The 21,824-nt window shown below is 58.6% G+C and carries 21 protein-coding genes; 10 read left to right on the top strand and 11 right to left on the bottom strand.

All coding sequences use genetic code 11. The annotated features are described in order from the left end of the window. Window positions 1-34 precede the first annotated feature (34 nt). From leuS to holA, 3 genes are read left to right on the top strand one after another with little or no spacing between them, the layout of a single operon-like run. Complete coding sequence (gene leuS / locus L2D14_02170; protein ID WNK00240.1) at window positions 35-2,596, top strand: leucine--tRNA ligase; 2,562 nt, start codon at window positions 35-37, stop codon at window positions 2,594-2,596. Then, entirely contained in the window at window positions 2,583-3,119 is a 537-nt protein-coding gene (lptE, locus tag L2D14_02165) for an LPS assembly lipoprotein LptE (GenBank protein WNK00239.1), read from the top strand. Before leuS ends, lptE begins: the two co-directional genes overlap by 14 nt. Beyond that, the gene (gene holA, locus L2D14_02160) at window positions 3,116-4,150 is read left to right on the top strand and encodes a DNA polymerase III subunit delta (protein ID WNK00238.1); all 1,035 of its coding nucleotides are present in this window, start codon (window positions 3,116-3,118) and stop codon (window positions 4,148-4,150) included. Before lptE ends, holA begins: the two co-directional genes overlap by 4 nt. Window positions 4,151-4,171: 21 nt before the next feature. On the opposite strand, the gene L2D14_02155 is transcribed toward holA, so the two are convergent. From L2D14_02155 to L2D14_02125, 7 genes are all read right to left on the bottom strand, one after another. Beyond that, window positions 4,172-5,176 carry a ParB/RepB/Spo0J family partition protein gene (locus L2D14_02155; protein ID WNK00237.1) on the bottom strand — a complete coding sequence of 335 codons (1,005 nt, stop codon included), beginning with the start codon at window positions 5,174-5,176 and terminating at the stop codon, window positions 4,172-4,174. A gap of 3 nt (window positions 5,177-5,179) precedes the next feature. Continuing rightward, on the bottom strand, window positions 5,180-5,983 hold the full coding sequence (locus tag L2D14_02150; protein WNK00236.1) for an AAA family ATPase: 804 nt from the start codon (window positions 5,981-5,983) through the stop codon (window positions 5,180-5,182). Next, window positions 5,976-6,572, bottom strand: a complete 597-nt coding sequence (gene rsmG / locus L2D14_02145; protein ID WNK01636.1) for a 16S rRNA (guanine(527)-N(7))-methyltransferase RsmG — start codon at window positions 6,570-6,572, stop codon at window positions 5,976-5,978. Before rsmG ends, L2D14_02150 begins: the two co-directional genes overlap by 8 nt. Window positions 6,573-6,652: 80 nt before the next feature. Then, window positions 6,653-8,548 carry a tRNA uridine-5-carboxymethylaminomethyl(34) synthesis enzyme MnmG gene (gene mnmG / locus L2D14_02140; GenBank protein ID WNK00235.1) on the bottom strand — a complete coding sequence of 632 codons (1,896 nt, stop codon included), beginning with the start codon at window positions 8,546-8,548 and terminating at the stop codon, window positions 6,653-6,655. A gap of 155 nt (window positions 8,549-8,703) precedes the next feature. Continuing rightward, window positions 8,704-10,062 (bottom strand): tRNA uridine-5-carboxymethylaminomethyl(34) synthesis GTPase MnmE, encoded by a 1,359-nt coding sequence (mnmE, locus tag L2D14_02135; GenBank protein ID WNK00234.1) that lies wholly within the window; start codon window positions 10,060-10,062, stop codon window positions 8,704-8,706. Between the two features lie 57 nt (window positions 10,063-10,119). Then, window positions 10,120-10,458 (bottom strand): (2Fe-2S) ferredoxin domain-containing protein, encoded by a 339-nt coding sequence (locus L2D14_02130; GenBank protein WNK00233.1) that lies wholly within the window; start codon window positions 10,456-10,458, stop codon window positions 10,120-10,122. A gap of 3 nt (window positions 10,459-10,461) precedes the next feature. Further along, window positions 10,462-10,716, bottom strand: coding sequence for a DUF6489 family protein (locus L2D14_02125; protein WNK01635.1), 255 nt, complete (start codon window positions 10,714-10,716; stop codon window positions 10,462-10,464). 134 nt (window positions 10,717-10,850) lie between these two features. Between L2D14_02125 and L2D14_02120 the strand changes: the two genes are divergently transcribed. The 3 genes from L2D14_02120 to L2D14_02110 all read left to right on the top strand — a co-directional run bounded on the left by L2D14_02120 (window position 10,851) and on the right by L2D14_02110 (window position 14,410). After that, the gene (locus L2D14_02120; protein WNK00232.1) at window positions 10,851-12,899 is read left to right on the top strand and encodes a thioredoxin domain-containing protein; all 2,049 of its coding nucleotides are present in this window, start codon (window positions 10,851-10,853) and stop codon (window positions 12,897-12,899) included. After that, window positions 12,896-13,369 carry a methylated-DNA--[protein]-cysteine S-methyltransferase gene (locus L2D14_02115; GenBank protein ID WNK00231.1) on the top strand — a complete coding sequence of 158 codons (474 nt, stop codon included), beginning with the start codon at window positions 12,896-12,898 and terminating at the stop codon, window positions 13,367-13,369. Before L2D14_02120 ends, L2D14_02115 begins: the two co-directional genes overlap by 4 nt. A gap of 69 nt (window positions 13,370-13,438) precedes the next feature. After that, window positions 13,439-14,410 (top strand): quinone oxidoreductase, encoded by a 972-nt coding sequence (locus L2D14_02110; GenBank protein ID WNK00230.1) that lies wholly within the window; start codon window positions 13,439-13,441, stop codon window positions 14,408-14,410. Between the two features lie 69 nt (window positions 14,411-14,479). Here L2D14_02110 and rho read toward each other — a convergent pair whose 3' ends face one another. The 4 genes from rho to hemE form a co-directional block, all read right to left on the bottom strand. Next, window positions 14,480-15,736: a transcription termination factor Rho gene (gene rho, locus L2D14_02105; protein ID WNK00229.1), complete on the bottom strand. Its 1,257-nt coding sequence runs from the start codon at window positions 15,734-15,736 to the stop codon at window positions 14,480-14,482. Between the two features lie 195 nt (window positions 15,737-15,931). After that, window positions 15,932-16,366, bottom strand: coding sequence for a protoporphyrinogen oxidase HemJ (hemJ, locus tag L2D14_02100; protein WNK00228.1), 435 nt, complete (start codon window positions 16,364-16,366; stop codon window positions 15,932-15,934). 15 nt (window positions 16,367-16,381) lie between these two features. Beyond that, a complete protein-coding gene (hemH, locus tag L2D14_02095) occupies window positions 16,382-17,407 on the bottom strand; it encodes a ferrochelatase (protein WNK00227.1) in 1,026 nt (341 codons plus the stop codon). After that, on the bottom strand, window positions 17,404-18,456 hold the full coding sequence (hemE, locus tag L2D14_02090) for a uroporphyrinogen decarboxylase (protein WNK00226.1): 1,053 nt from the start codon (window positions 18,454-18,456) through the stop codon (window positions 17,404-17,406). Before hemE ends, hemH begins: the two co-directional genes overlap by 4 nt. Window positions 18,457-18,913: 457 nt before the next feature. On the opposite strand from hemE, the gene L2D14_02085 reads away from it, so the two are divergent. Genes L2D14_02085 through coaE form a run of 4 tightly spaced genes read left to right on the top strand, consistent with a single transcriptional unit; the run spans window position 18,914 to window position 21,820 of the window. Then, a complete protein-coding gene (locus L2D14_02085) occupies window positions 18,914-19,738 on the top strand; it encodes a pyruvate, water dikinase regulatory protein (GenBank protein ID WNK00225.1) in 825 nt (274 codons plus the stop codon). Next, the gene (locus L2D14_02080) at window positions 19,735-20,340 is read left to right on the top strand and encodes a nucleoside triphosphate pyrophosphatase (protein WNK00224.1); all 606 of its coding nucleotides are present in this window, start codon (window positions 19,735-19,737) and stop codon (window positions 20,338-20,340) included. The genes L2D14_02085 and L2D14_02080 overlap by 4 nt, the downstream gene beginning before the upstream one ends. An 11-nt stretch (window positions 20,341-20,351) precedes the next feature. Next, a complete protein-coding gene (locus tag L2D14_02075) occupies window positions 20,352-21,206 on the top strand; it encodes a shikimate dehydrogenase (GenBank protein ID WNK00223.1) in 855 nt (284 codons plus the stop codon). Continuing rightward, complete coding sequence (gene coaE, locus L2D14_02070; protein WNK00222.1) at window positions 21,206-21,820, top strand: dephospho-CoA kinase; 615 nt, start codon at window positions 21,206-21,208, stop codon at window positions 21,818-21,820. Before L2D14_02075 ends, coaE begins: the two co-directional genes overlap by 1 nt. Window positions 21,821-21,824: the final 4 nt, after the last annotated feature.

Below are 21,824 nucleotides of genomic sequence, written 5' to 3'. Positions count from 1 at the left end.
GGCCGCGTGATAACTTTGTGAGTTCGAGAAAGAAATGTCGCGATACAACTTCAAGGACACCGAAAGCAAATGGCAAGCCGCATGGGCCGATCAACACTGTTTTGACGTTGAAGAAGACCCTGACAAGCCGAAGTACTATGTCCTTGAGATGTTCCCGTACCCGTCCGGGCGCATTCACATGGGCCATGTCCGCAATTACACGCTTGGCGATCTGGTTGCCCGGTTCCGTCGCGCCCAAGGATATAACGTATTGCACCCGATGGGCTGGGACGCCTTCGGTCTGCCGGCGGAAAACGCCGCCAAGGAAAACAACGTCCACCCGGCGAAATGGACCCATGCCAATATCGCCACCATGCGTGAGCAGCTCAAATCGATGGGGCTGTCGTATGACTGGCGCCGCGAAATCGCGACCTGCGATCCGGAATATTATCAGCACGAACAGAAGATGTTTCTCGATTTTCTCGAGGCCGGGCTGGTTTACCGCAAGGAATCCTGGGTCAACTGGGATCCGGTCGAGAACACGGTTCTCGCCAACGAACAGGTAATCGACGGCAAGGGCTGGCGGTCCGGCGCGGAAGTTGAAAAGCGCAAGCTGGCGCAGTGGTTCCTGAAAATCACCGCGTATGCCGATGAGCTGCTGGGCGCCATTGACGAACTTGAGCGCTGGCCGGACCGGGTACGGGTCATGCAACACAACTGGATCGGCAGATCGGAAGGCGCGCGCATCGGTTTCAAGATCATCGGCCGCGATCAGCCGCTCGACGTTTATACAACACGCCCCGACACCATTTTCGGCGCCTCGTTCATGGCTATTTCGGCGAACCACCCGCTGGCTCAGGAACTGGCCCCCGGCAATCCTGGGCTCGCCGAGTTCATCGCCCAGTGCAATCGCATGGCAACATCTGAAGCGGCCATCGAGACGGCGGAGAAACTTGGTTTCGATACCGGCTTGAAGTGCGCCCATCCGGTCATTGACGGAGAATCGCTGCCGATCTATGTCGCCAATTTCGTCTTGATGGATTACGGCACCGGGGCCATTTTCGGCTGCCCCGCCCACGATCAGCGCGACCTCGACTTTGCCCGCAAGTACGGCCTGCCCGTGATTCCGGTGGTATGCCCGCCGGACGCAGATGCACAGACATTCAGTGTCGCAGACGAAGCCTTTGTCGGCGACGGCGCCATCATCAATTCGGAATTCCTCAACGGCCTTTCCGTGCCTGACGCCAAGACCGCGATCATCAAGCGTTTCGAAGACCGTGGCATGGGCGAGAAACAGGTCAATTTCCGGCTCCGTGACTGGGGCGTGTCGCGCCAGCGGTACTGGGGCTGTCCGATCCCTATCGTGCATTGCGACGATTGCGGCACCGTGCCGGTCCCAGAGACACAGCTGCCGGTCGTCCTGCCGGAAGACATCGACATCAACGTTGCCGGCAATCCGCTCGACAAGCATCCGAGCTGGAAGCACGTCGATTGTCCGGCGTGCGGCAAGCCGGCGGTCCGCGAAACTGACACCTTCGATACTTTTTTTGAATCGTCATGGTACTTCGCACGTTTCTGCGCCCCCGTCGCTGAACGGGCCTTCACCCGGTCCGCCGCCGATTACTGGTTGCCGGTCGATCAGTATATCGGCGGTATCGAACATGCGGTGCTGCATCTTCTGTATTCGCGGTTTTTCACGCGCGCGCTCAAACAGTGCGGCTATCTTGATCTGGATGAGCCGTTCGGGGGCCTGCAGACCCAGGGCATGATCTGTCATGAAACCTACAAGGATGCGAACGGGAAGTGGCTGTTTCCAACCGACATCATCAGCGCCGATAACGGGGACCTGACCGACAGCAAAGGCGACAAGGTCACGCGCGGGCGCTCTGAAAAAATGAGCAAGTCGAAACGCAACGTTGTCGATCCGGAAGAAATCATCAGCACCTACGGCGCCGACACGGCGCGCCTGTTCATGTTGTCCGATAGTCCGCCGGACCGCGATCTCGACTGGACGGACGCCGGCATCGAGGGAGCTTGGCGCTATGTCAACCGGCTGTGGCGTCTGGTTTCGGAGCCTTCGTTCGCGCGCGCGGATATCAATGCCGCACGTCCGGAAACAGTATCGGGTGCTGCGCTCGACGTCGAAAGGCTGGTCCATAAAACCGTAGCCGCCGTCACCGAAGATCTGGAGAAGTTTCACTTCAACAAGGCCGTTGCCCGTATTCGCGAGCTTAGCAACGCTGTCGAAGACATGCCGGGAAATGATGACGGGGCGGCATGGGTGCTTCGCTTCGCGTCGGAAACGATTGCCATTCTTGTTGGTCCGCTGATGCCGCATCTTGCCGAAGAGATGTGGCATGAGCTTGGCCATACGGCGCTTGTCGCTGAAACGCCCTGGCCCGTCGCCGATCAAGGCATGCTTGTCGAAGACACCATTACGGTTGCCGTGCAGGTCAACGGCAAATTGCGCGGAACCATAGATATCGCCAAGGATTGCGATAAGGAAACCGTGGAACAAGCGGCGTTGATGTTGGACAATGTGCGCAGTTTCATCGAAGGCAAGGAAGTTCGGAAAGTGATCGTCGTCCCGAACAAGATCGTCAATGTCGTTATTTAGACCCGTCCTTGCTGCGGCGCTTGTCCTGGCGCTTGGCGGCTGCGGGTTCCGTCCGCTTTATGTGCCGCCACAGGAAGATGTTTCCAGGCGCAGCGCTTATGCCTTCGACATCTTCAAGAAAGTCTCGATCGGCAATATTCCCGATCGCGAAGGACAGTATTTCCGCAATCAACTCGTGCAGTTGCTGCATCCCGCCGGACACGGCACCGAAACGGATTATTTCCTGGAAGTCACGCTGACTGAAAGCACCCGTGACCTGGCGGTGCAGAAAAGCGCCATCGCCACGCGTGCCAATCTGACAGTGAGGGCCAATTTTACGCTGCGCCACCCCGGCAACGATGAGGCCGCTTATAGCGGGGTCGTCACAACATCGAGCGGTTACAATATATTCCAGTCGGAGTTTCAGACGCTCATGGCCGAAAAAGGCGCGCGCGAACGGGGTCTTAACGATCTCGCACAGCAATTGCGCATTCGCCTTGCTGCTCTCCTGACCAGGGCTGAGCCCCAGACCGCGAAACCATGAAGCTCGGCGGTGCAAAAGCCGCGTCTTTCGTCAAGTCGCCAGATGCCAAAGTACGTGGTGTGTTGCTGTTCGGTCCCGATGCCGGGCTAATTCGCGAGCGCGCCAAAGCGCTGATCGAATATTTTGCAGATGCCAGCGATCCCTTCGCCATTACCGAGTTGGGTGGCGATGCCTTGCGCAAGGATGGTGCCCTGCTGTCCGATGCCGCCAATGCCATGTCATTGATGGGCAGCGCCGCCGTCGTCAATGTCAGGGACATCACCGACAGTGTGGTCGATGTCGTCGCCGGCTGGCTCGATGCAGGGGCCGGGGTACATCCGGCGATTTTCGAAGCGGGAGAGCTTTCGCCAAGATCTAAAATTCGCAGCCTTTTCGAAAGCCGTTCCGATGCTGCCGCCATCGGCTGTTATCCCGACGAAGGACGCGACCTTGCCGGGGTCGTGCGTGAACATTTCTCGGCGGCAAGCGTGCGACTGGATAACGATGCCTTGCCCATTCTTCTTGCCCGTCTCGGCACGGACCGTCTCGCCGTACGCCAGGAACTCGACAAACTGATCATGTATGCCGGCGGACCGGGCAGCGATGCCGTCATTACCGCCGCAGATATCATTACCGTTATCGGCGATGCCAAAACCGCATCGCTCGACGACATTGCCTTTGCCGTCGGTGGCGGCGACCAGAACGCGCTCGGCACCGCCATGGACCGCGCCTTTTCAGAGGGCGCCACGGCGGTCGGCGTTATCCGTGCCGTGCAACGCCATCTCGACCGGCTGCATCAGGCGAAAAGCCATGCGGCACGGGATGGCAACATGCAAGGTGCGATCAAAAAACTGCGCCCGCCGGTTTTTTTCAAAGTCACGGGCGCATTTGAAAGCCAGGCCCGTGCCTGGGCACCGAACGATCTGGCGCGGGCGCTGCATTTGCTTCTGGAAACCGAGCGGGATTGTAAATCGGGCCTCGATATTGAGCGCGCAATCTGTGAGCGAGCACTGTTGCAGCTAACCCAGGCAGCCCGTCGCTTTGGACGCTAACTCATTGAAAAACAAGTATAATTAAGTTTTTGCCGATTTTGGCTTCAGGCTAACTGAAAGCTTGGGCGCTGCTTCTGTCGGTTTCTCGGATACCGTCGCAGCGGTTTTGCCGGTGCCTGCGTCAGCCTCCGCATCATCCAATACCTCATGCTCACTTGGCATGGTTTTTAACCGGTTGATCACAAGATCAAGCTGATCGAGATTGTCATAGGCGATGCGCAGCTCGCCTTTTTCGCCGTGACCCTCGACGGAAACCTTGAGCCCCAGCATGTTCGACAGATCGCGTTCCAACGCAAGGGTATCGACGTCCTTGGGCTTGGCGTGGCTCTTTTTTGACGTGCTGGATGAAGCCGTCGATTTTTTAGCCAGCTGCTCGGCTTGGCGGACGCTCAGATTCTTGTCGATTATTTTTCTGGCTTTTTCATAAGCGCCGTCAACGCCGATCAGCGTTCGCGCATGCCCGGCACTGAGCAGGCCTTCTTCGACCAGCCTTTTGACTTTGCCGTCAAGGGCCAGAAGCCGCAGCGTGTTGGCGACATGGCTCCGGCTTTTGCCGACAAGGCGGGCGATATCTTCCTGGGTATTCTTGAAGTCGACCATCAACCGGTTATAGGCGTCCGCTTCTTCAACCGCGGAGAGGTTTTCGCGCTGGACGTTTTCAACGATCGCCACTTCCAAAGTCGTCTGGTCGTCGAAATCCTTGATGATGACCGGCACTTCGGTCAGTTGTGCGATTTGCGCAGCACGCCAGCGGCGCTCGCCGGCAATGATTTCGAAGGCCTGCGCGTCATCCGGATGACGGCGCACCAGAAGTGGCTGCAGAATGCCCTTTTCGCGGATCGACTGCGCCAACGCGTCGATAGCGCCCTGATCGACATAATGGCGCGGCTGGAATTTGCCTGGATGCAGAAGATCGATGGCTACCGGCTTCGCCGTGCGCACCTTGTCGAGCTTGGCATAATCCTCGTTGGCTTCGCCGAGCAAAGCCGACAGGCCGCGGCCGAGTTTATTCTTTTTTTCAGCCATCGGCTACACTCCCACCCGGCGTTCGCGATGTATGACTTCGCCGGCAAGACTGAGATACGCCTGCGATCCGGCGCAATCCATATCATAGACGATGACCGGCCGGCCATAGGACGGCGCTTCGGAAACACGCACATTACGTGGAATGACGGTCTGGTAGACCTTGTCGCCGAAGAAGGCGCGGACGTCATCGGCCACAGCCCCCGACAGGTTGTTCCGGCCATCGAACATGGTCAGCACAATTCCCTGGATCTCGAGCCCCGGATTGTAGGTCGCCTTGACCCGCTCGATCGTGCGCACCAGAAGCGAGACCCCTTCCAGCGCGAAAAACTCGCATTGCAACGGCACCAGCACGGCCTGCGACGCCACCAGGGCGTTAATCGTCAACAGGCCCAGTGCCGGCGGGCAATCGATCAGAATGTAATCGTATTCGGCTGACGCCAGCATCAGTGCTTCGCGCAGGCAAAATTCACGGCGTTCCACATCCACCAGTTCGATTTCGGCGCCGGATAAATCGATCCCCGACGGGACGATATCCAGACCGGGTATCGATGTCTGGCGGATTGCATCATGTAACGGAATTTCTCGGATCAGCACATGGTAAGTGTTCTTTTCGCGGTCCTTGTGCTCGATCCCAAGACCGGTCGAGGCATTGCCCTGCGGGTCGAGATCAATGATCAGGACCCGCTGCTTGATCGCCGCCAGAGCAGTCGCCAGGTTTATGGCGGTCGTCGTCTTGCCGACTCCCCCCTTCTGGTTGGCAACGGATATAATGCGGGTACGTCGTGGGTGCAAAATAGTATCAGACATCAGTTATGGGCGCCAATTCGTCAATGATGAGAACGGTGCCGGAAGCATTGGAAAGGCTCTGTTTTCGGACCATGGACATTGTCCATTTTTTCGCTGACAGCGTCAATTCTTCATCCGCCTCTGCACCCTTTAAAAGCAATGATTTTCCGCCCGGCGCCAAATGCCGGTAGACCCAGGGCAGTAACCGCTGCATAGGCGCCAACGCGCGAGCCGTGACGATTTCGGCCTGACACGGTGCCACGGCCTCGATGCGTCCAGTATGGACGACGACAGATGTTTCGGTAATCCGCGCGGCCTCGCGAATGAACGTCGATTTTCGCTGATCGCTCTCGATCATCTGGACATCCGCATCCGTCATGATGGCCAGTACAAGTCCCGGCAAACCGGCGCCGCTGCCCAGATCGGCGATCTTCAAGCCCGTTGTGACAGACGGCAGCAGCGGTACAAGCTGGGCACTGTCAAGAATATGCCGGCGCCATGGATCCTCCAGCGTTTTGGGGCCGACCAGATTGATCGCCCGCTGCCATTTTGCCAGGTGCGCGATATACGCTTCCAGACGATCCAGCACGGCATAGCCGACACCGCCCATGGCGGCGCTGAAACCGTCGCGTGTCAGCGGGGCTTCGGTCATACGAAATAATGTTTCACGTGAAACAGCCCCCGCTGCCGTCAGGCCGTCAGGCGGCGATCACGCCGTTTGACGTGGGCCAGCAGAGCGGTGATCGCCGCCGGGGTCACACCGGAGATACGCGCCGCCTGACCAATGGTTTCCGGTCGCACGCGTGTCAGCTTGTCCTTGACCTCGTTCGATAAACTCGGGATCTGCGTGTAATCGAGGTCTTCCGGCAACAACAAACTTTCATCACGGCGCAGGGCCTGCACATCCGCTTCCTGACGATGCAGATAGCTGGCATACGTGGCTTCGATTTCCAGCTGTTCGACGACATCGGGTCGGGCATTACCGAGTTCGGACCAAATACCGGCAAGTGTGGTATAATGAATGTTAGGATAGCTCAGCAGATCGATGCCGTTTCTGCGCACGCCGTCCTGATTGATATCGAGGCCCCGGGTACGCAATTCCGTCGGCGATTCATTGATCTTCAGAAGTAACCCGCGCAGATGGTCGATCTGCGCTTTTTTATCTGCGAACGCCCGCGCCCGAGTTTCGGTCACGATACCGACGTCGATCCCCCGTTGTGTCAGGCGGAGATCGGCATTGTCGGCCCGCAGCATCAACCGGTACTCGGCTCGCGACGTAAACATCCGATACGGCTCGGCCGTGCCCAACGTCACCAGATCATCGATCATCACCCCGATATATGCTTCCGCTCGATCAAGAATGAACGGCGTTTCAGAACCGGCCACCGCCAGGGCGGCATTGATGCCGGCCATCAGGCCCTGCGCCGCGGCTTCTTCATAACCGGTTGTGCCGTTGATCTGCCCGGCAAGATACAGGCCATGTACAGCGTGAGTTTCAAGATTACGTTTAAGGGCGCGCGGATCGACGAAATCATATTCGATGGCATAGCCCGGCTGGAACATCAGGGCCTTCTCCAGGCCCGGAATGGTCTTCAGGATCTCCAGTTGAACATGCATCGGCAGCGACGTCGAAATCCCGTTCGGATAGACCGTCGGATCGTCGAGACCTTCCGGTTCGAGAAAAATCTGGTGCCGTTCCTTGTCAGCGAAGCGAACGATCTTGTCTTCCACCGATGGGCAGTAACGCGGACCGACCCCCTCGATCTGACCTGAATACATCGCTGACAGATGCAGGTTATCGTGAATGATCGCGTGGGTCCGGGCATTTGTATATGTCATATGACAGGCGATCTGCGGCACTGAAATTTTATCTGTCAGATATGAAAACGGCACCGGCGGATCATCCGCGGGCTGGGATTCTAGCCCCGACCAGTCAATCGTCCGGCCGTCGAGCCGTGGCGGGGTCCCGGTTTTAAGACGGCCCAGCGGAAAGCCCAAACGCTTGAAGGTATAGGCCAGGCCGATCGAGGGCTTGTCGCCGACCCGTCCGGCCGGAATGCGTTGATCGCCTATATGGATCAGACCGCGCAGGAACGTGCCTGTTGTGATAATCACGGCACCGGCCATGAATGTCCGACCATCACCGGTGCGGATACCGCATACCCGGTTAGACGCTTCGTCAATGATCAGATCCTCGACACTGGCCGCTTCGATGCGCAGATTTTCCGTTTCCGCCAACAGAGTCTGAATGGCGTTCCGGTAGAGCTTGCGGTCGGCCTGGGCACGCGGCCCACGCACCGCTGGTCCCTTGGAACGGTTGAGCATACGGAACTGTATCCCGGCGCGGTCGATGGCCCGGCCCATGAGCCCGTCCAGGGCATCGACCTCACGCACCAGTTGACCCTTTGCCAAACCGCCGATCGCCGGGTTGCAGGACATTTCGCCGATGGTATCGAGGCGATGCGTCACCAGTAAGGTGCGCGCGCCCATACGCGCCGACGCAGCCGCAGCCTCGGCGCCGGCATGGCCGCCGCCGACAACGATCACATCCACAATTTCATCCCGGGTCGACATGGCGCGGAACATAGGCGTACACCGTATCCGAGTCAATTGATCTCGGCGCATGTTTCACGTGAAACATTGTGGTTAGAATCAGTTAACCACCAATATGTTGAATCTGCTTGAACGCCGGGGGATAAGGCCGGTGTTTCACGTGAAACACCGGAATCCCTTTATGGGACTCATTTCCCAATGCAAAAGTCACTGAAGATGCGATCCAGAAGTTCCTCGACGTCGACCCGCCCGGTGATCCGCCCGAGCGCCTGCGCGGCGACGCGCATGTCCTCGGCCATCATCTCCGCATCGGCACCCCGCTCGGCTGAGGCTATGGCCCGGCGGAGGGCGGCGGCGCAATCCTCCAGCGCCTCCCGGTGACGGGCCCGGGTCAGCGGCGCCGAGGTGCCCGCGCGCTGTGCTACCTGAGTTTTGATGCGGGTCGTCATCTCGGCAATCAGACCGGATATACCGGACCCGGTTTTAACCGAGATCGAAAGCGCCCCGGGGGGGCGGGGTGCTATCGGATCCCCGACAAGGTCCGACTTGTTGAGAACCACGAGGGTTCTCTCATCGTCGGGCATTTCGGATGCCGGGGCGGTCGCTTCCAGAAGATGCAGACGCAGGTCCGCCGACGCTGCCTGATCGCGGGCGCGGCGCACACCTTCACGTTCAATAGCGTCGCTGCTGTCGCGAATGCCGGCGGTATCGATCAGGACGGCGGCATAGCCGCCCAGGTCCAGCGGCACCTCGATCACGTCGCGGGTTGTGCCGGCAATGTCCGAGACAATCGCCACATCGCGTTTCGCCAGGGCATTGAGGAGGGAAGACTTGCCGACATTCGGCGCTCCGGTCAGGGCAATCCGGAAGCCGTCACGGATCCGCTCGCCGATGCCGTCATCGGCAAGATGCGTTTCGATCTCATCGGCCAGCGCATACAGGGCATCGATGCTTTGCCGCGTCAGGTCTGCCGGAATGTCTTCCTCGGCAAAATCGATGCTGGCTTCTGCGAAGGCCATGGACTTCACCAGCCGTGCACGCCAGCCGTCGTAGCGCGCGGCCAAGGCGCCGCCCATCTGTGCCAGCGCCTGACGCCGCTGCGCCGCGGTTTCCGCATCCACCAGATCGGCAATGGCCTCGACGGCGGTCAGATCCATCTTGCCGTGTTCGAAGGCACGGCGGGAAAAATCGCCGGGCCCGGCCGGGGAAAGGCCAGGGAATGCCGCGAGACTCGTAATAAGGGAATCAAGGACCGCATACCCGCCATGGATATGGAACTCCACCACATCCTCACCGGTGAAACTCGATGGGGCCGGAAACCACAACACAAGCGCATCGTCGATCCGCTCACGGGCGGCGACGGAATTCGATTCGGATGCGTAAAGAATTGCCCGCGTCGCCATCCGGGGCGGGGGCAGGGCGGTCAGGTCCGTCGCCAACGCCCGCAATGCTTGCCCGGCGCGCGGCCCGGAAACCCGCACCACCGCGATTCCGGCCCGTCCGGGCGCCGATGCCATTGCAAATATCGTGGATGGTTCAGCAGACATAGATGTTACCGGTGCCAAACCCCAAGATGTAGGGGTGTATACTATATAATGTGTAGGCTAATCGTCGGGATGCAGCATCAGCCGTTTCACCGGCCGGCCGTTCTGCAGATGCTCCGAGATCACCTCGTCGATATCCTCGGCCGTGTCACAGCGATACCAGATGCCTTCCGGATACACCACCATCGTCGGGCCAAGCTCGCACCGGTCCAGGCAACCGGCCTGATTGATCCGCGTCTTCTCGATGCCCAGTTCCTTAACCCGCGCTTTCATGTAGTTGCGCAGCTTCACCGCCCCCTTGTGGGCGCACGATCCGCGTTCGTGACCTTCGGGACGTTCGTTCATGCACATGAAAACATGGTGGTCGAAAAAAAGCGGCATGTCGTCAGCGTCGTTCATCTATCATTCGTCCTTCTTATTCTCGTCTTCGGATTTGCCCATCTGCGACCAGAACATCCGCTGCATCTGTTCCCAGCTCTGCAGACCCGCCGGCAGCCATGTCTTGAACATGGTTTCCGGATCCATGGCCTGCAAATTGGCGCGCATCCGTTCTTCGACTTCCTTCAGCATTGCTTCTTGAAGCGGCTTCACGTCGGGAAGACCCAGAAACGTCCGTGCTTCCTCCGGCGTGCAATCGATATCGATCTTGACCTTCATGGCTGCCCCTCTCATGGTCTGCGAACCCCGTGACAGGCTCGCGGCGCCGGCATCGCCGGGGCCGGTTCCGACAAGTTAAGCGGGGTGAGGGAAAGCTGCAACGGCGCTCTCAATGCATACCGGGAAGGAGCCTCATGTCTCGCAACCGCCTCGACCAGGAAACGTCGCCTTATCTGCTGCAGCACAAGGACAATCCCGTGCGCTGGTATGCGTGGGGTGATGATGCCCTGGAGGCCGCACGCACGCAGAACAAGCCGATCCTTTTGTCGATCGGTTACGCGGCGTGTCACTGGTGCCATGTGATGGCGCACGAGAGTTTCGAGAATCAAGCGATCGCCGACGAGATGAACGCACGCTTCGTCAACATCAAGGTCGACCGCGAGGAGCGCCCCGACATCGACAACATCTACCAGACTGCGTTGCAGTTGCTCGGCGAACACGGCGGCTGGCCGCTGACCATGTTCCTGACGCCGGACGGCGATCCGTTCTGGGGTGGCACGTACTTTCCGCCGACGCCGCGCTATGGCCGGCCAGGGTTCGATCAGGTTCTGAAATCGATTGCCAATACCTATGCAAACGCACCCGATCAGGTCTCCGGGAATGTCGGCGCTATCCGCGACGCCATGCACGCAGCTCTCGCACCGAAGGGCGGCGGCGGCATGAGCCTCGAAGCACTGGATCAAATCGCCGCCGCCGCCGTCAGTATGATCGATACCCGTCACGGCGGCACGCAGGGCGCGCCGAAGTTCCCGCAGCCGATGTTCTACCGCTTTTTGTGGACCACGCATCTGCGCGGCACCGGCGCGGTTTTCGCCGATGCGGTGCGCCTCAGTCTCGACAACATGTGCCAGGGCGGAATCTATGATCACCTCGGCGGCGGCTTCGCGCGCTATTCCACCGATGAACGCTGGCTGGCGCCGCACTTCGAAAAGATGCTGTATGACAATGCGCTGCTGATCGAACTGATGAGCGATGTCTCGCTGAAAACCGAAAGCCCGCTATATGCCAAGCGGACCACGGAAACCATCGACTGGTTGCTTCGGGAAATGAAAAACGGCAAGGAGGGGCCACATGATTTTCCTGACGGCTTTGCCTTCGCCGGCGCGCTCGACGCCGACAGCGAGGGCGAAGAGGGCAAGTTCTACGTCTGGTCAGCCGATGAAGTCGCCGACGTACTGGGGGACGACGCCGCTACGTTTTCGAAAGTCTACGACGTCAAGCCGTATGGTAACTGGGAAGGCAAGACGATCCTCAACCGGCTCTCCAGCATGGATTGGGACGACGATACCGAAGCCGCCATGGCGCCGCTCAGGGAAAAACTGATGGCGCGCCGCGACGGCCGCATCCGTCCCGGCCGTGACGACAAGATCCTGGCGGACTGGAACGGCCTGATGATCGCCGGACTGGTGCGGGCCGGAATTGTGTATGATCGCCCCGACTGGGTCGGCCTAGCCTGCGATGTTTTCGCCTGGATCAAAACCAATATGACGGCGGCGGACGCCCGCCTCCGGCATTCCTTCTGCGCCGGACAATTACAGCACCCGGCGGTGATCGACGATCTCGCCAACATGGCGCGGGCCGCGCTTTACCTGTCGGAAGCAACGGGCGACAACGCCTACATTGCCGATGCGGAAACCTGGGTGGCGCAGGCCGAAACGCATTACCTCGACCCGGACGGCGGTGGTTACTTCATGTCGGCCGACGACACGCCGGGACTGGTCGCCCGCCCGAAACCGATCTTCGACAATGCCCAGCCTGCCGGCAACGGCACCATGGCCGAGGTGCTGGTGCGGCTGTATCTGATGACCGGCAACGAGACCTATCGGGCGCGCGTGGAAAGCCTGTTCCAAACCTTCATCACCGCAGAGACCAATCACAACCTGCACCATCCGACTCTGCTGATAGCGTGGGAAATGCTGCTCCGCGGCACCCAGATCGTGATCGCCGGCGATCCGGACGATGCCGCGACCCGGGCTCTTTCAGCGGTTGCCCTGAAATCGCCGAACCGACTGGGCGTTGTCACGCATGTCGCCCCCGGTTCGGACTTGCCGGAAAACCATGCCGCCGCCGGCAAGGGCATGGTCGACGAAAAGCCCGCCGCTTATGTCTGCACCGGTCCGACCTGCAGCCTGCCGATCACCGATGCCGGCGAGTTGGCGAGCGTACTTGGTATAACCCCATGACATCCGTTCCAGCCTATCTGTCGTTCAATTCGCCGATCGGGCCGCTGACGGTGTTCAGCGAAAACGATCATCTGATCGTCGTCGAGGCCGGTGCGATTCCGGGCGTCGGCAGCGACGATCCGCTGCTGCTCGAAGCACGGCGACAGATCGACGCCTATTTCGACGGCCGGCTGCAGAACTTCGACCTGCCCCTGGCCCCTGCGGGCACGCCCCGGCAGCGCGAGATATGGTCCGCCATGACCGCCATTCCCTACGGTGAAACACGGACCTATGGCGATCTTGCCCGTGCGCTCGGCAGTGCGCCGCGCGCCATCGGCGGGGCCTGTGGCGCCAATCCGATCCCCATCGTCATTCCGTGCCACCGGGTGCTCGGCGCGAACGGTGCGTTGGGCGGATACTCGTTTGCCGACGGCACCGACACCAAGCGGCAACTGCTGGCGCTGGAAGGCGCGCGGGTCGAGCTGATCTGATCGCTTGTCGGAACCGGATCGGCACCCCATATTTTTCATTAACAACACTTTTCAAAGGGGAGGATAACCATGACCAAAGGCATTCGTGTTTACGAGGCAGGCGGCCCGGAGGTAATGAAATGGGAAGACATCGAGGTCGGTGATCCAGGCCCGGGCGAGGTCCGCATCAAGCAGAACGCCGTCGGGCTCAACTATATCGATGTCTATTTCCGCACCGGCCTGTATCCGGTCGATTTTCCGGCGATCATCGGCATGGAAGCCGCCGGCATCATCGAAGCCGTCGGCGACGGCGTGACGGAATTTTCGCCCGGCGACCGCGTTGCCTATCCGATGGTGCCGGGGGCGTACTGCGAAGCGCGCTGCATGCCGACCCTGAAAGTCGTCAAGCTGCCGGACAGCATCGACGATCAGACCGCGGCAGCAATGATGCTCAAGGGGCTGACAGCGCAATACCTGTTGTTCCGCACCTACAAGGTGCAGCCGGGTGACACCATCCTCGTCTATGCTGCCGCCGGCGGCGTCGGCCTGATCATGTGCCAGTGGGCAAAGAAACTCGGCGCCACCGTCATCGGCTGTGTCGGCTCCCAGGAAAAAGCCGAGTTGGCGATGGCCAACGGTTGCGATCATCCGATCCTTTACCGCGATGAAAACATCCCCGAGCGGGTCCGGGAGCTGACCGGCGGCAAGGGCGTCGCGGCAGCCTATGACAGCATCGGCAAAGCGACGTTCATGGATTCCCTCGATAGCCTGGCGCCGTTCGGCGTGCTGGCGACGTTCGGCAATGCATCGGGCAAGGTCGAGCCGTTCGATCCGGGCATCCTCGCGCCGAAAGGCTCGCTCTATGTGACCCGGCCGACGCTCGGCACGCACACCGCGACGCGTGAACTGGTGCTCGACGGCACCAAGCATCTGTTCGATGCGGTCACCTCCGGTGATGTGAAAATTTCCGTCAACCAGACCTACGAGCTGAATAACGTTGCTCAGGCACACGCCGATCTGGAAGCCCGCAAGACCACGGGTTCGACGGTTCTGACTGTCTGAACGGGCTCCATCAAAGCAAAAAGGCACCGGGATTAATGCCGGTGCCTTTTTTGTTGGATGCGCAGAAGTCTACTGATTCATTGAATCGAAGAAATCGTTGTTGTTCTTGGAATGCTTGATCTTGTCGAGCAGGAATTCCATCGCATCGGTGACACCCATCGGCATGAGGATACGGCGCAGCACCCACATCTTGGCCAGCGTGCCCTTGTCGACCAGCAGCTCTTCCTTGCGGGTGCCGGACTTGGTGATGTCGATGGTCGGCCAGGTCCGCTTGTCGGAAAGCTTGCGGTCAAGAATGATTTCCGAGTTACCGGTACCCTTGAATTCCTCGAAGATAACTTCGTCCATGCGCGATCCGGTATCGATCAGCGCCGTCGCGATAATGGTCAGCGAGCCGCCTTCCTCGATATTACGCGCGGCACCGAAGAACCGTTTCGGCCGCTGCAGCGCGTTGGCGTCGACACCACCGGTCAGCACCTTGCCGGATGACGGCACGACGGTGTTGTAGGCACGGGCCAGACGTGTGATGGAATCCAGCAGGATTACAACGTCGCGTTTGTGTTCGACCAGGCGCTTGGCTTTTTCGAGAACCATTTCCGTCACCTGCACGTGGCGCGTCGCCGGCTCGTCGAAGGTCGACGAAATCACCTCACCCTTCACGGTGCGGGCCATGTCGGTGACTTCTTCCGGGCGCTCATCGATCAGCAAAACGATCAAATAGCATTCCGGATGGTTTCGGGCGATGGAATTGGCCATGTTCTGCAGCATCACGGTTTTACCGGTGCGCGGTGGGGCCACGATCAAACCGCGTTGGCCCTTGCCGAGCGGGCTGACGAGATCGAGCACCCGGTGTGTCGGATCCTTGACTTCCGGATCGTCGATTTCCATCAAAAGCCGTTCTTCGGGATACAGCGGCGTCAGGTTATCGAAGTTGATGCGATGGCGGACATCGCCCGGATCGGCAAAGTTGACCTTGTTGATCTTGAGCAGCGCAAAATAGCGTTCGCCTTCTTTCGGTGAACGAATTTCCCCTTCGACGGTGTCGCCGGTCCTGAGCGAAAAGCGGCGGATCTGGCTCGGGCTGACATAGATATCGTCCGGTCCCGGCAAATAGTTGGCTTCCGGGCTTCTGAGAAAGCCGAAGCCGTCCTGCAACACTTCGAGCACCCCGTCGCCGAAGATCGCGATGTCGTCCTCGGCCAGGTGTTTGAGGATCGCGAACATCATGTCCTGCTTGCGCAACGAGCTTGCGTTCTCGATCTCCAGCTCTTCGGCATAGGCCAGAAGATCGGCCGGTGATTTTTCTTTGAGGTCCTTGAGATTCATAGGTCAGCTTCGACTATCGGTTTCGGGGGGAATGATTAAGTACGTGATACGCCGGACCGCTTGGGTCCCTTGGAACCTTTGGTGCGTCCCTGTCGGGGGCGCTGGAAAGTTTTAGGCAATCACTTAAAGGGCGGACCATGTCCGTTGAAGATGGCAAACGATTACGACAAGCATCGCTGCCTGTCAATTGGCTTTTCAGAATGGCTTCACGACGGCCATCACGACGATCACGATCATGAGGATCGTCGGCACCTCGTTGGCGAAGCGGTAAAATTTATCGGACCGGGTATTTCTGTCGGCTTCGAAGTCCTTGCGCCACTTGCCCATCATCATGTGCATGGCCAGCAAACCGGCGATGCACAGCAGTTTCACATGCAGCCAGCCCGACGAGAAATCCTGATAGGTCAGCAAAATACCGCCGGCGATCAACGCCACCAGCATCGCCGGGTTCATGATCGCGCGCAAAAGCCGGCGTTCCATGATTTTCAGGGTTTCCGACAATTCCGAACCCGGTTCCGCCGCTGCGTGATAGACATAAAGCCTGGGCAGATACAGTAATCCCGCCATCCATGCGATGACGGCAATGATGTGCAAAGCCTTGAGCCAGAGATATACCGTGCCATCAAACATTTACGCCCGCTCCCCTCAGGCCCAGGCGCATTTCGTACACGTGCCGGGGCAAATTCGTCCATTCTTGCCGGAAATTCTCGGGCCGTCCGCATGAGCAGCCTTTCGCACGAGGCTCGCCAGCGCCGAGACAAACGACGGGTGCGTGCCGACAGCCGGAACACGGCTATATCCCGGCACGCCGTTTTCTTCGGCAAGTTCCCTGTATTCGATATCCAGTTCAACCAGCGTTTCCGAATGTTCGGAAACAAAGGCGATCGGCACGACAATCAGCGGAACCCCTTCCTTCCCGGCGCGCTTGATTTCATCGTCGGTCGACGGTCCTATCCATTCCAGCGGCCCGACCTGGCTCTGGTAACAGACAATCCAGTCCAGACCATCGATCCCGAGCTGATCGACCACCGCTTTCGTGGTTTGCTCGACCTGCCATTGATACGGATCGCCCGCGGCGATAACTTTTTTCGGCAAACCGTGTGCGGAAAAAAGGATCCGCGGTTTTGTTGCGCCGTCGGCCGATGCATAGGCGGTTTTGATCAGACTGGCCTGGGCATCGATCCAGCCGTCCTGTTCGGGATAGCAGCAGATCTCCACGCTTGGGCAGGATAATCCCACACTTTTAGCGGCACGTTTCCAGTCGTTGATGGATGAAGCACTGGTCGTCGTCGAATACTGCGGATACAGAGGCAGCAGAATAATCTTGTCCGGCGCGAATTTTTTGACGTCCATCGCCACCGCATCGCTCATCGGGTGCCAATAGCGCATGCAAATGAAGGTTTTCACCTCACCAAGATCCGGACATTGCGCCTGCAGGGCATCGGATTGTTCGCCGGTCAGTTCCAGAAGCGGCGACTTGCCGCCGATATTTGCATAAATATCGCGCGCGATGGGCGCGCGGCGTTTGGAAATGAGCTTTGCCAGCATCCATCGGAAAGGTTGCGGCAACGATATGATCGCCGGGTCGCTGAACAGGTTGAACAGGAACGGCTGTACCGCTTCCGGATTATCCGGACCTCCCAGATTGAACAGGATGACAGCCGTTTTCATGCAGTTTTTCCGCGGATCCGCTCGATGACGCGGGCAACGTTCTCCGCCGGCGTTTGTGGCACGATGCCGTGGCCCAGATTGAAAACAAATCGCCGGCCTTCGGTTTGACGAAGAATTTCATCGACGCCATGGTCCAGCGCCTCGCCACCGACCACCAAAAGCCGGTTGTCGAGATTTCCCTGCAAAACGCATGTTTCGGGGATTTCACGCACCGCCCAGTCGAGCGGCACGGAATGATCCAGCGAAACGCCGTCGACACCCGTTTTAGCTACATATTCCGGGATCATCACCCCACCCTGCCTTGGAAATCCGATAATCGGCACATCCGGTGCCTGCGCTTTCACGGTTTCTACGATGCGGCGCGTCGGTTCGATCACCAGAGACCTGAATTGTGAAACGGACAGCACACCGGCCCAACTGTCGAACAACTGCAGAACCTCTGCACCCGCCTTGACCTGAGCGATCAGATAACGCGACGTGGCATCGACCAGAATATCCATCAGCTTCTGAAACTCCGCCGGGGATTTGTAGGCCCAGCTGCGCGCACGTTCACATTCCGTCCGCCCCCGGCCTTCAACCATGTAGACCGCGACCGTCCACGGCGATCCGGCAAAGCCGATCAACCCGGTTGCCGCAGGGATTTCACCGGATAACCTCCGCAACGTTTCGAAAACCGGCGCCAGGTGCTCCAGCACGCCCTCGACATCGAGCTTTTCAAGGCCGGCAAGTTCACGGATCGGCTCAAGCACCGGCCCCTCACCTTCCTTGAATTCCACCTTTTGCCCCAGCGCATCGGGAATGACGAGAATGTCGGCAAATAGGATCGACGCATCGAAATGAAACCGCCGCAGCGGCTGCAAGGTGACTTCAACCGCAGCATCCGGCGTATAACAGAATTCCAGGAACGAACTGATCCCGGCCCGGACTTCCCGGTATTCAGGCAGGTATCTTCCGGCCTGACGCATCATCCAGATCGGCGGCGGCGATACAACATCACCCTTGAAGACGCGCAAAAATGGTTTGTTTGAACTTTGCTGGGAAACCGTCATCGAATTATCCTGTGCTTCGATTAGAAATAATTTTGTGTGTTCCGCTCAATCTTCGAACCGGGGTCCCTCTATATAGAGTCTATATATAAAGAATATTGTAGTGGTAGTAGGACACATGAAAGCTGGGGATTATGTGTCATCCACAGGTTATGCAGACAAGCGCGATTGTCATGATTATTGAAAATATGCTGCAGGATCTTTTTACAAATTGAAAAAATTTCAATGATTCCAATGCTCTCTGTCAGAACTCTAAAAACTCTCTAAAACCGCAGGATTGCGCGGTTTTCATGTTATCCCAAGGCATTAACCCTGACTTCAAAGATTTACACAGCAGGACAAGGTGTGTATCGAGAAAGCTCGAGATGGGTATTAAAGACCTTTTTTACGGCTTTGTAAGTTATCCACAATTTCATCCCCCGGCTTATATGGGACCTATACAGACCTCAAAGGTTTAAGAATGCAGGATTTTCATCTCCACCTTGTATCGGATTCCACCGGTGAGACCGTCACTTTGCTGGCCCGGGCGTGTCTCGTCCAGTTCGATGATATTCAGGTGCGCGAACATCTGTGGCCGATGGTGCGATCTTTGGATCAGGTCCGCGAGGTTATGGAGCGGATACGTGAACTGCCGGGTTTCGTCATGTGTACGCTGGTCAACGAGAAAAACCGTCTGGCGCTGGAAGAAGGCTGCCGGTTGCACCAAATTCCCTGTATTCCGGTTCTCGATCCCGTGGTTGCCGCGCTTGGTGCCTATCTCAATGCGAAAAGCCATCCCCGACCGGGCGGTCAGCATGCCATGGATGCGGAATATTTTGCCCGTATTGAAGCCATGCAGTTCGCGCTCAGTCACGATGACGGGCAAATGACCCATAATCTCGAAAATGCCGACGTTGTCCTTGTTGGAGTTTCCAGAACATCGAAAACGCCGACGTGCATCTATCTTGCAAACCGCGGTATCAAGGCGGCGAATATTCCGTTCGTGCCGGGTTGTCCGTTGCCTGAAGAGCTTTTCCTGAGTGAAGGACCCACCGTCGTCGGTCTGACCAACGATCCGAAACGGCTGATTGAAATTCGCCGCCAGCGGCTTCGTTTTCTCGATCAGGATCCGGATACGGATTATGTCGACGAGGAGTCCGTGAAAGAAGAAGTCGCCAGTGCGCGGCGGCTGTTCACACAGTACGAATGGCCCGTGATCAATGTGTCGCGCCGTTCGATCGAGGAAACCGCAGCGACCATTCTGCAGCATCTTGCGCGTCAGCGCGGCGACGAAGACGAAGTGTGAACAAACCCGGTATTCTTTTGGCGTCGAAGAGTCCGGCCAGGCGCCGGGTGCTTGAAAACGCCGGCATCCCCTTTTCATGGTGCGATGCCGGTGTCGATGAAGAGCGCTTGAAATCAGCTTTCCGGACAACGGTGTCCGATGCCGGTGCGCTTGCGTTGGCACTTGCCGAAGCCAAGGCCGCCGGGGCGTATGAAAATCAACAAACCGACGATATCATTATCGGCTGCGATCAGATTCTGGTGCTCGACGGTCGTCTGTTCGACAAGCCCTTATCGTTGGTCGAGGCTCGCGAACATCTGAAAATGTTCAGCGGAAAAATGCATCAGCTGACGTCCGCGCTCTGCATGATGCAATCGGGCAGCATGCTGTGGTCGCATGTGGATAGAGTAAATATGCATGTCCGCCCGCTCAGCGAGACTTTCATCGATCAGTATCTGCACTCGGAAGGAGAGCGGATTTTGTCATCGGTGGGGGCTTATTTGCTGGAAAGCAAAGGCGCACAGCTTTTCGAACGGATCGAGGGGGATTATTTTTCCGTCCTCGGTCTGCCGCTTCTTCCCCTATTGGAAGAGCTGCGGAAACGGGGCATTCTTTACGCATAAAGGAGCGCACAATGCCGACTGTCACCGCAACATCCATAAAAGCCGGCGTGATCGGCTGGCCGGTGGATCATTCGCTGTCCCCAAGGCTGCATAACTTCTGGCTGGAGCGTATGGGCATCGACGGCGTGTACCTGCCCCTGCCCGTGGCGCCCGACGATATCGAAGCCGCGCTCCGCATGCTGCCGAAACTCGGGTTCGCCGGTGCCAACGTGACCGTGCCGCACAAGGAAGCCGCTTTTCGGATCGTCGATTTTACCAGCGACACGGCGAAGAGAATTGGCGCGGTGAATACGATTATCTGTGCCGAGGACGGGAAGCTCGCCGGCGACAATTCGGATGCGTACGGATTTATGGAGAATATTCGCAGTTCCGTCCCGGAATGGCATGTCTGGGCCGCGCCTGCCCTGGTGTTGGGTGCCGGCGGCGCGGCGCGGGCGATCATCGCAGCTCTGATCGAAGCCGGGGTTTCCGAGGTCCGTCTGGCAAACCGGACGCGGGTGCGCGCCACGATTCTGGCCAGTCATTTCGGCAGCAAGGTTTCTGTCGTCAACTGGGAAGAACGTAACGAGGCGGCACAGGGTGCCGGATTGCTGGTCAACACGACAACGCTCGGCATGACCGGCAAGCCGCCGCTGGAAATCGAACTGGATGGGCTTTTGCCGGAAGCCGTCGTCAATGACATCGTCTACGCGCCGCTGGAAACACCGTTGCTGGCGGCGGCGAAGCTGCGCGGACTGAAGCCGGTGGACGGCATCGGCATGCTCTTGCATCAGGCGCGGCCGGGCTTTGAAGCATGGTTCGGCGCACGTCCCGAAGTCGATGAAGCGCTTCGCAACCATGTCCTGGCAGGCCACACGGCAAACTGATGTTTATCCTTGGTCTGACCGGGTCTATCGGGATGGGGAAAACGGTGGCCGCCGGTGATTTTCGCCGGCTCGGTTTGCCGGTGCACGATTCCGATGCTGCCGTGCATGCACTGATGGCAAAGGGCGGTGCTGCCGTGGATGCCGTCGGCGCGGCCTTCCCGGGTGTCGTCCGGGACGGTGCCGTCGATCGCGCAGAATTGGGCAAACGCGTTTTCGGCGATGATCAGGCCCTGAAAAAACTCGAAGCGATTTTGCACCCGATGGTGCGCAAACAGACAAACGCCTTTCTTGGCCGGCATGCCCGGCTGCGCACACCGGCGGTGGTGCTTGATATCCCCTTGCTGTTCGAAACCGGTGCCGAAGATCGTTGCGATGCGGTATGTGTCGTCTCGGCGCCGTACCGTGAGCAGCGGCGCCGGGTTCTGGCGCGTCCGGGGATGACGGAAGAAAAGTTCCAGGAAATCCTGAAACACCAAATACCGGATTATTTGAAGCGCAGGGCAGCAGATTTTGTGATTTTTACGGGCCTGGGGCGCTCTCACAGCTTGCCGATGATCCGCCGAATTGCGACAATTGTCCGCACATCGGCGGGCACGCACTGGCCGCCGCTTTGAACCG

The organism is Thalassospiraceae bacterium LMO-JJ14 (assembly GCA_021555105.2).
Lineage (GTDB): Bacteria > Pseudomonadota > Alphaproteobacteria > Rhodospirillales > Casp-alpha2 > UBA4479.
This window is presented reverse-complemented; position numbering and strand designations above follow the sequence as displayed.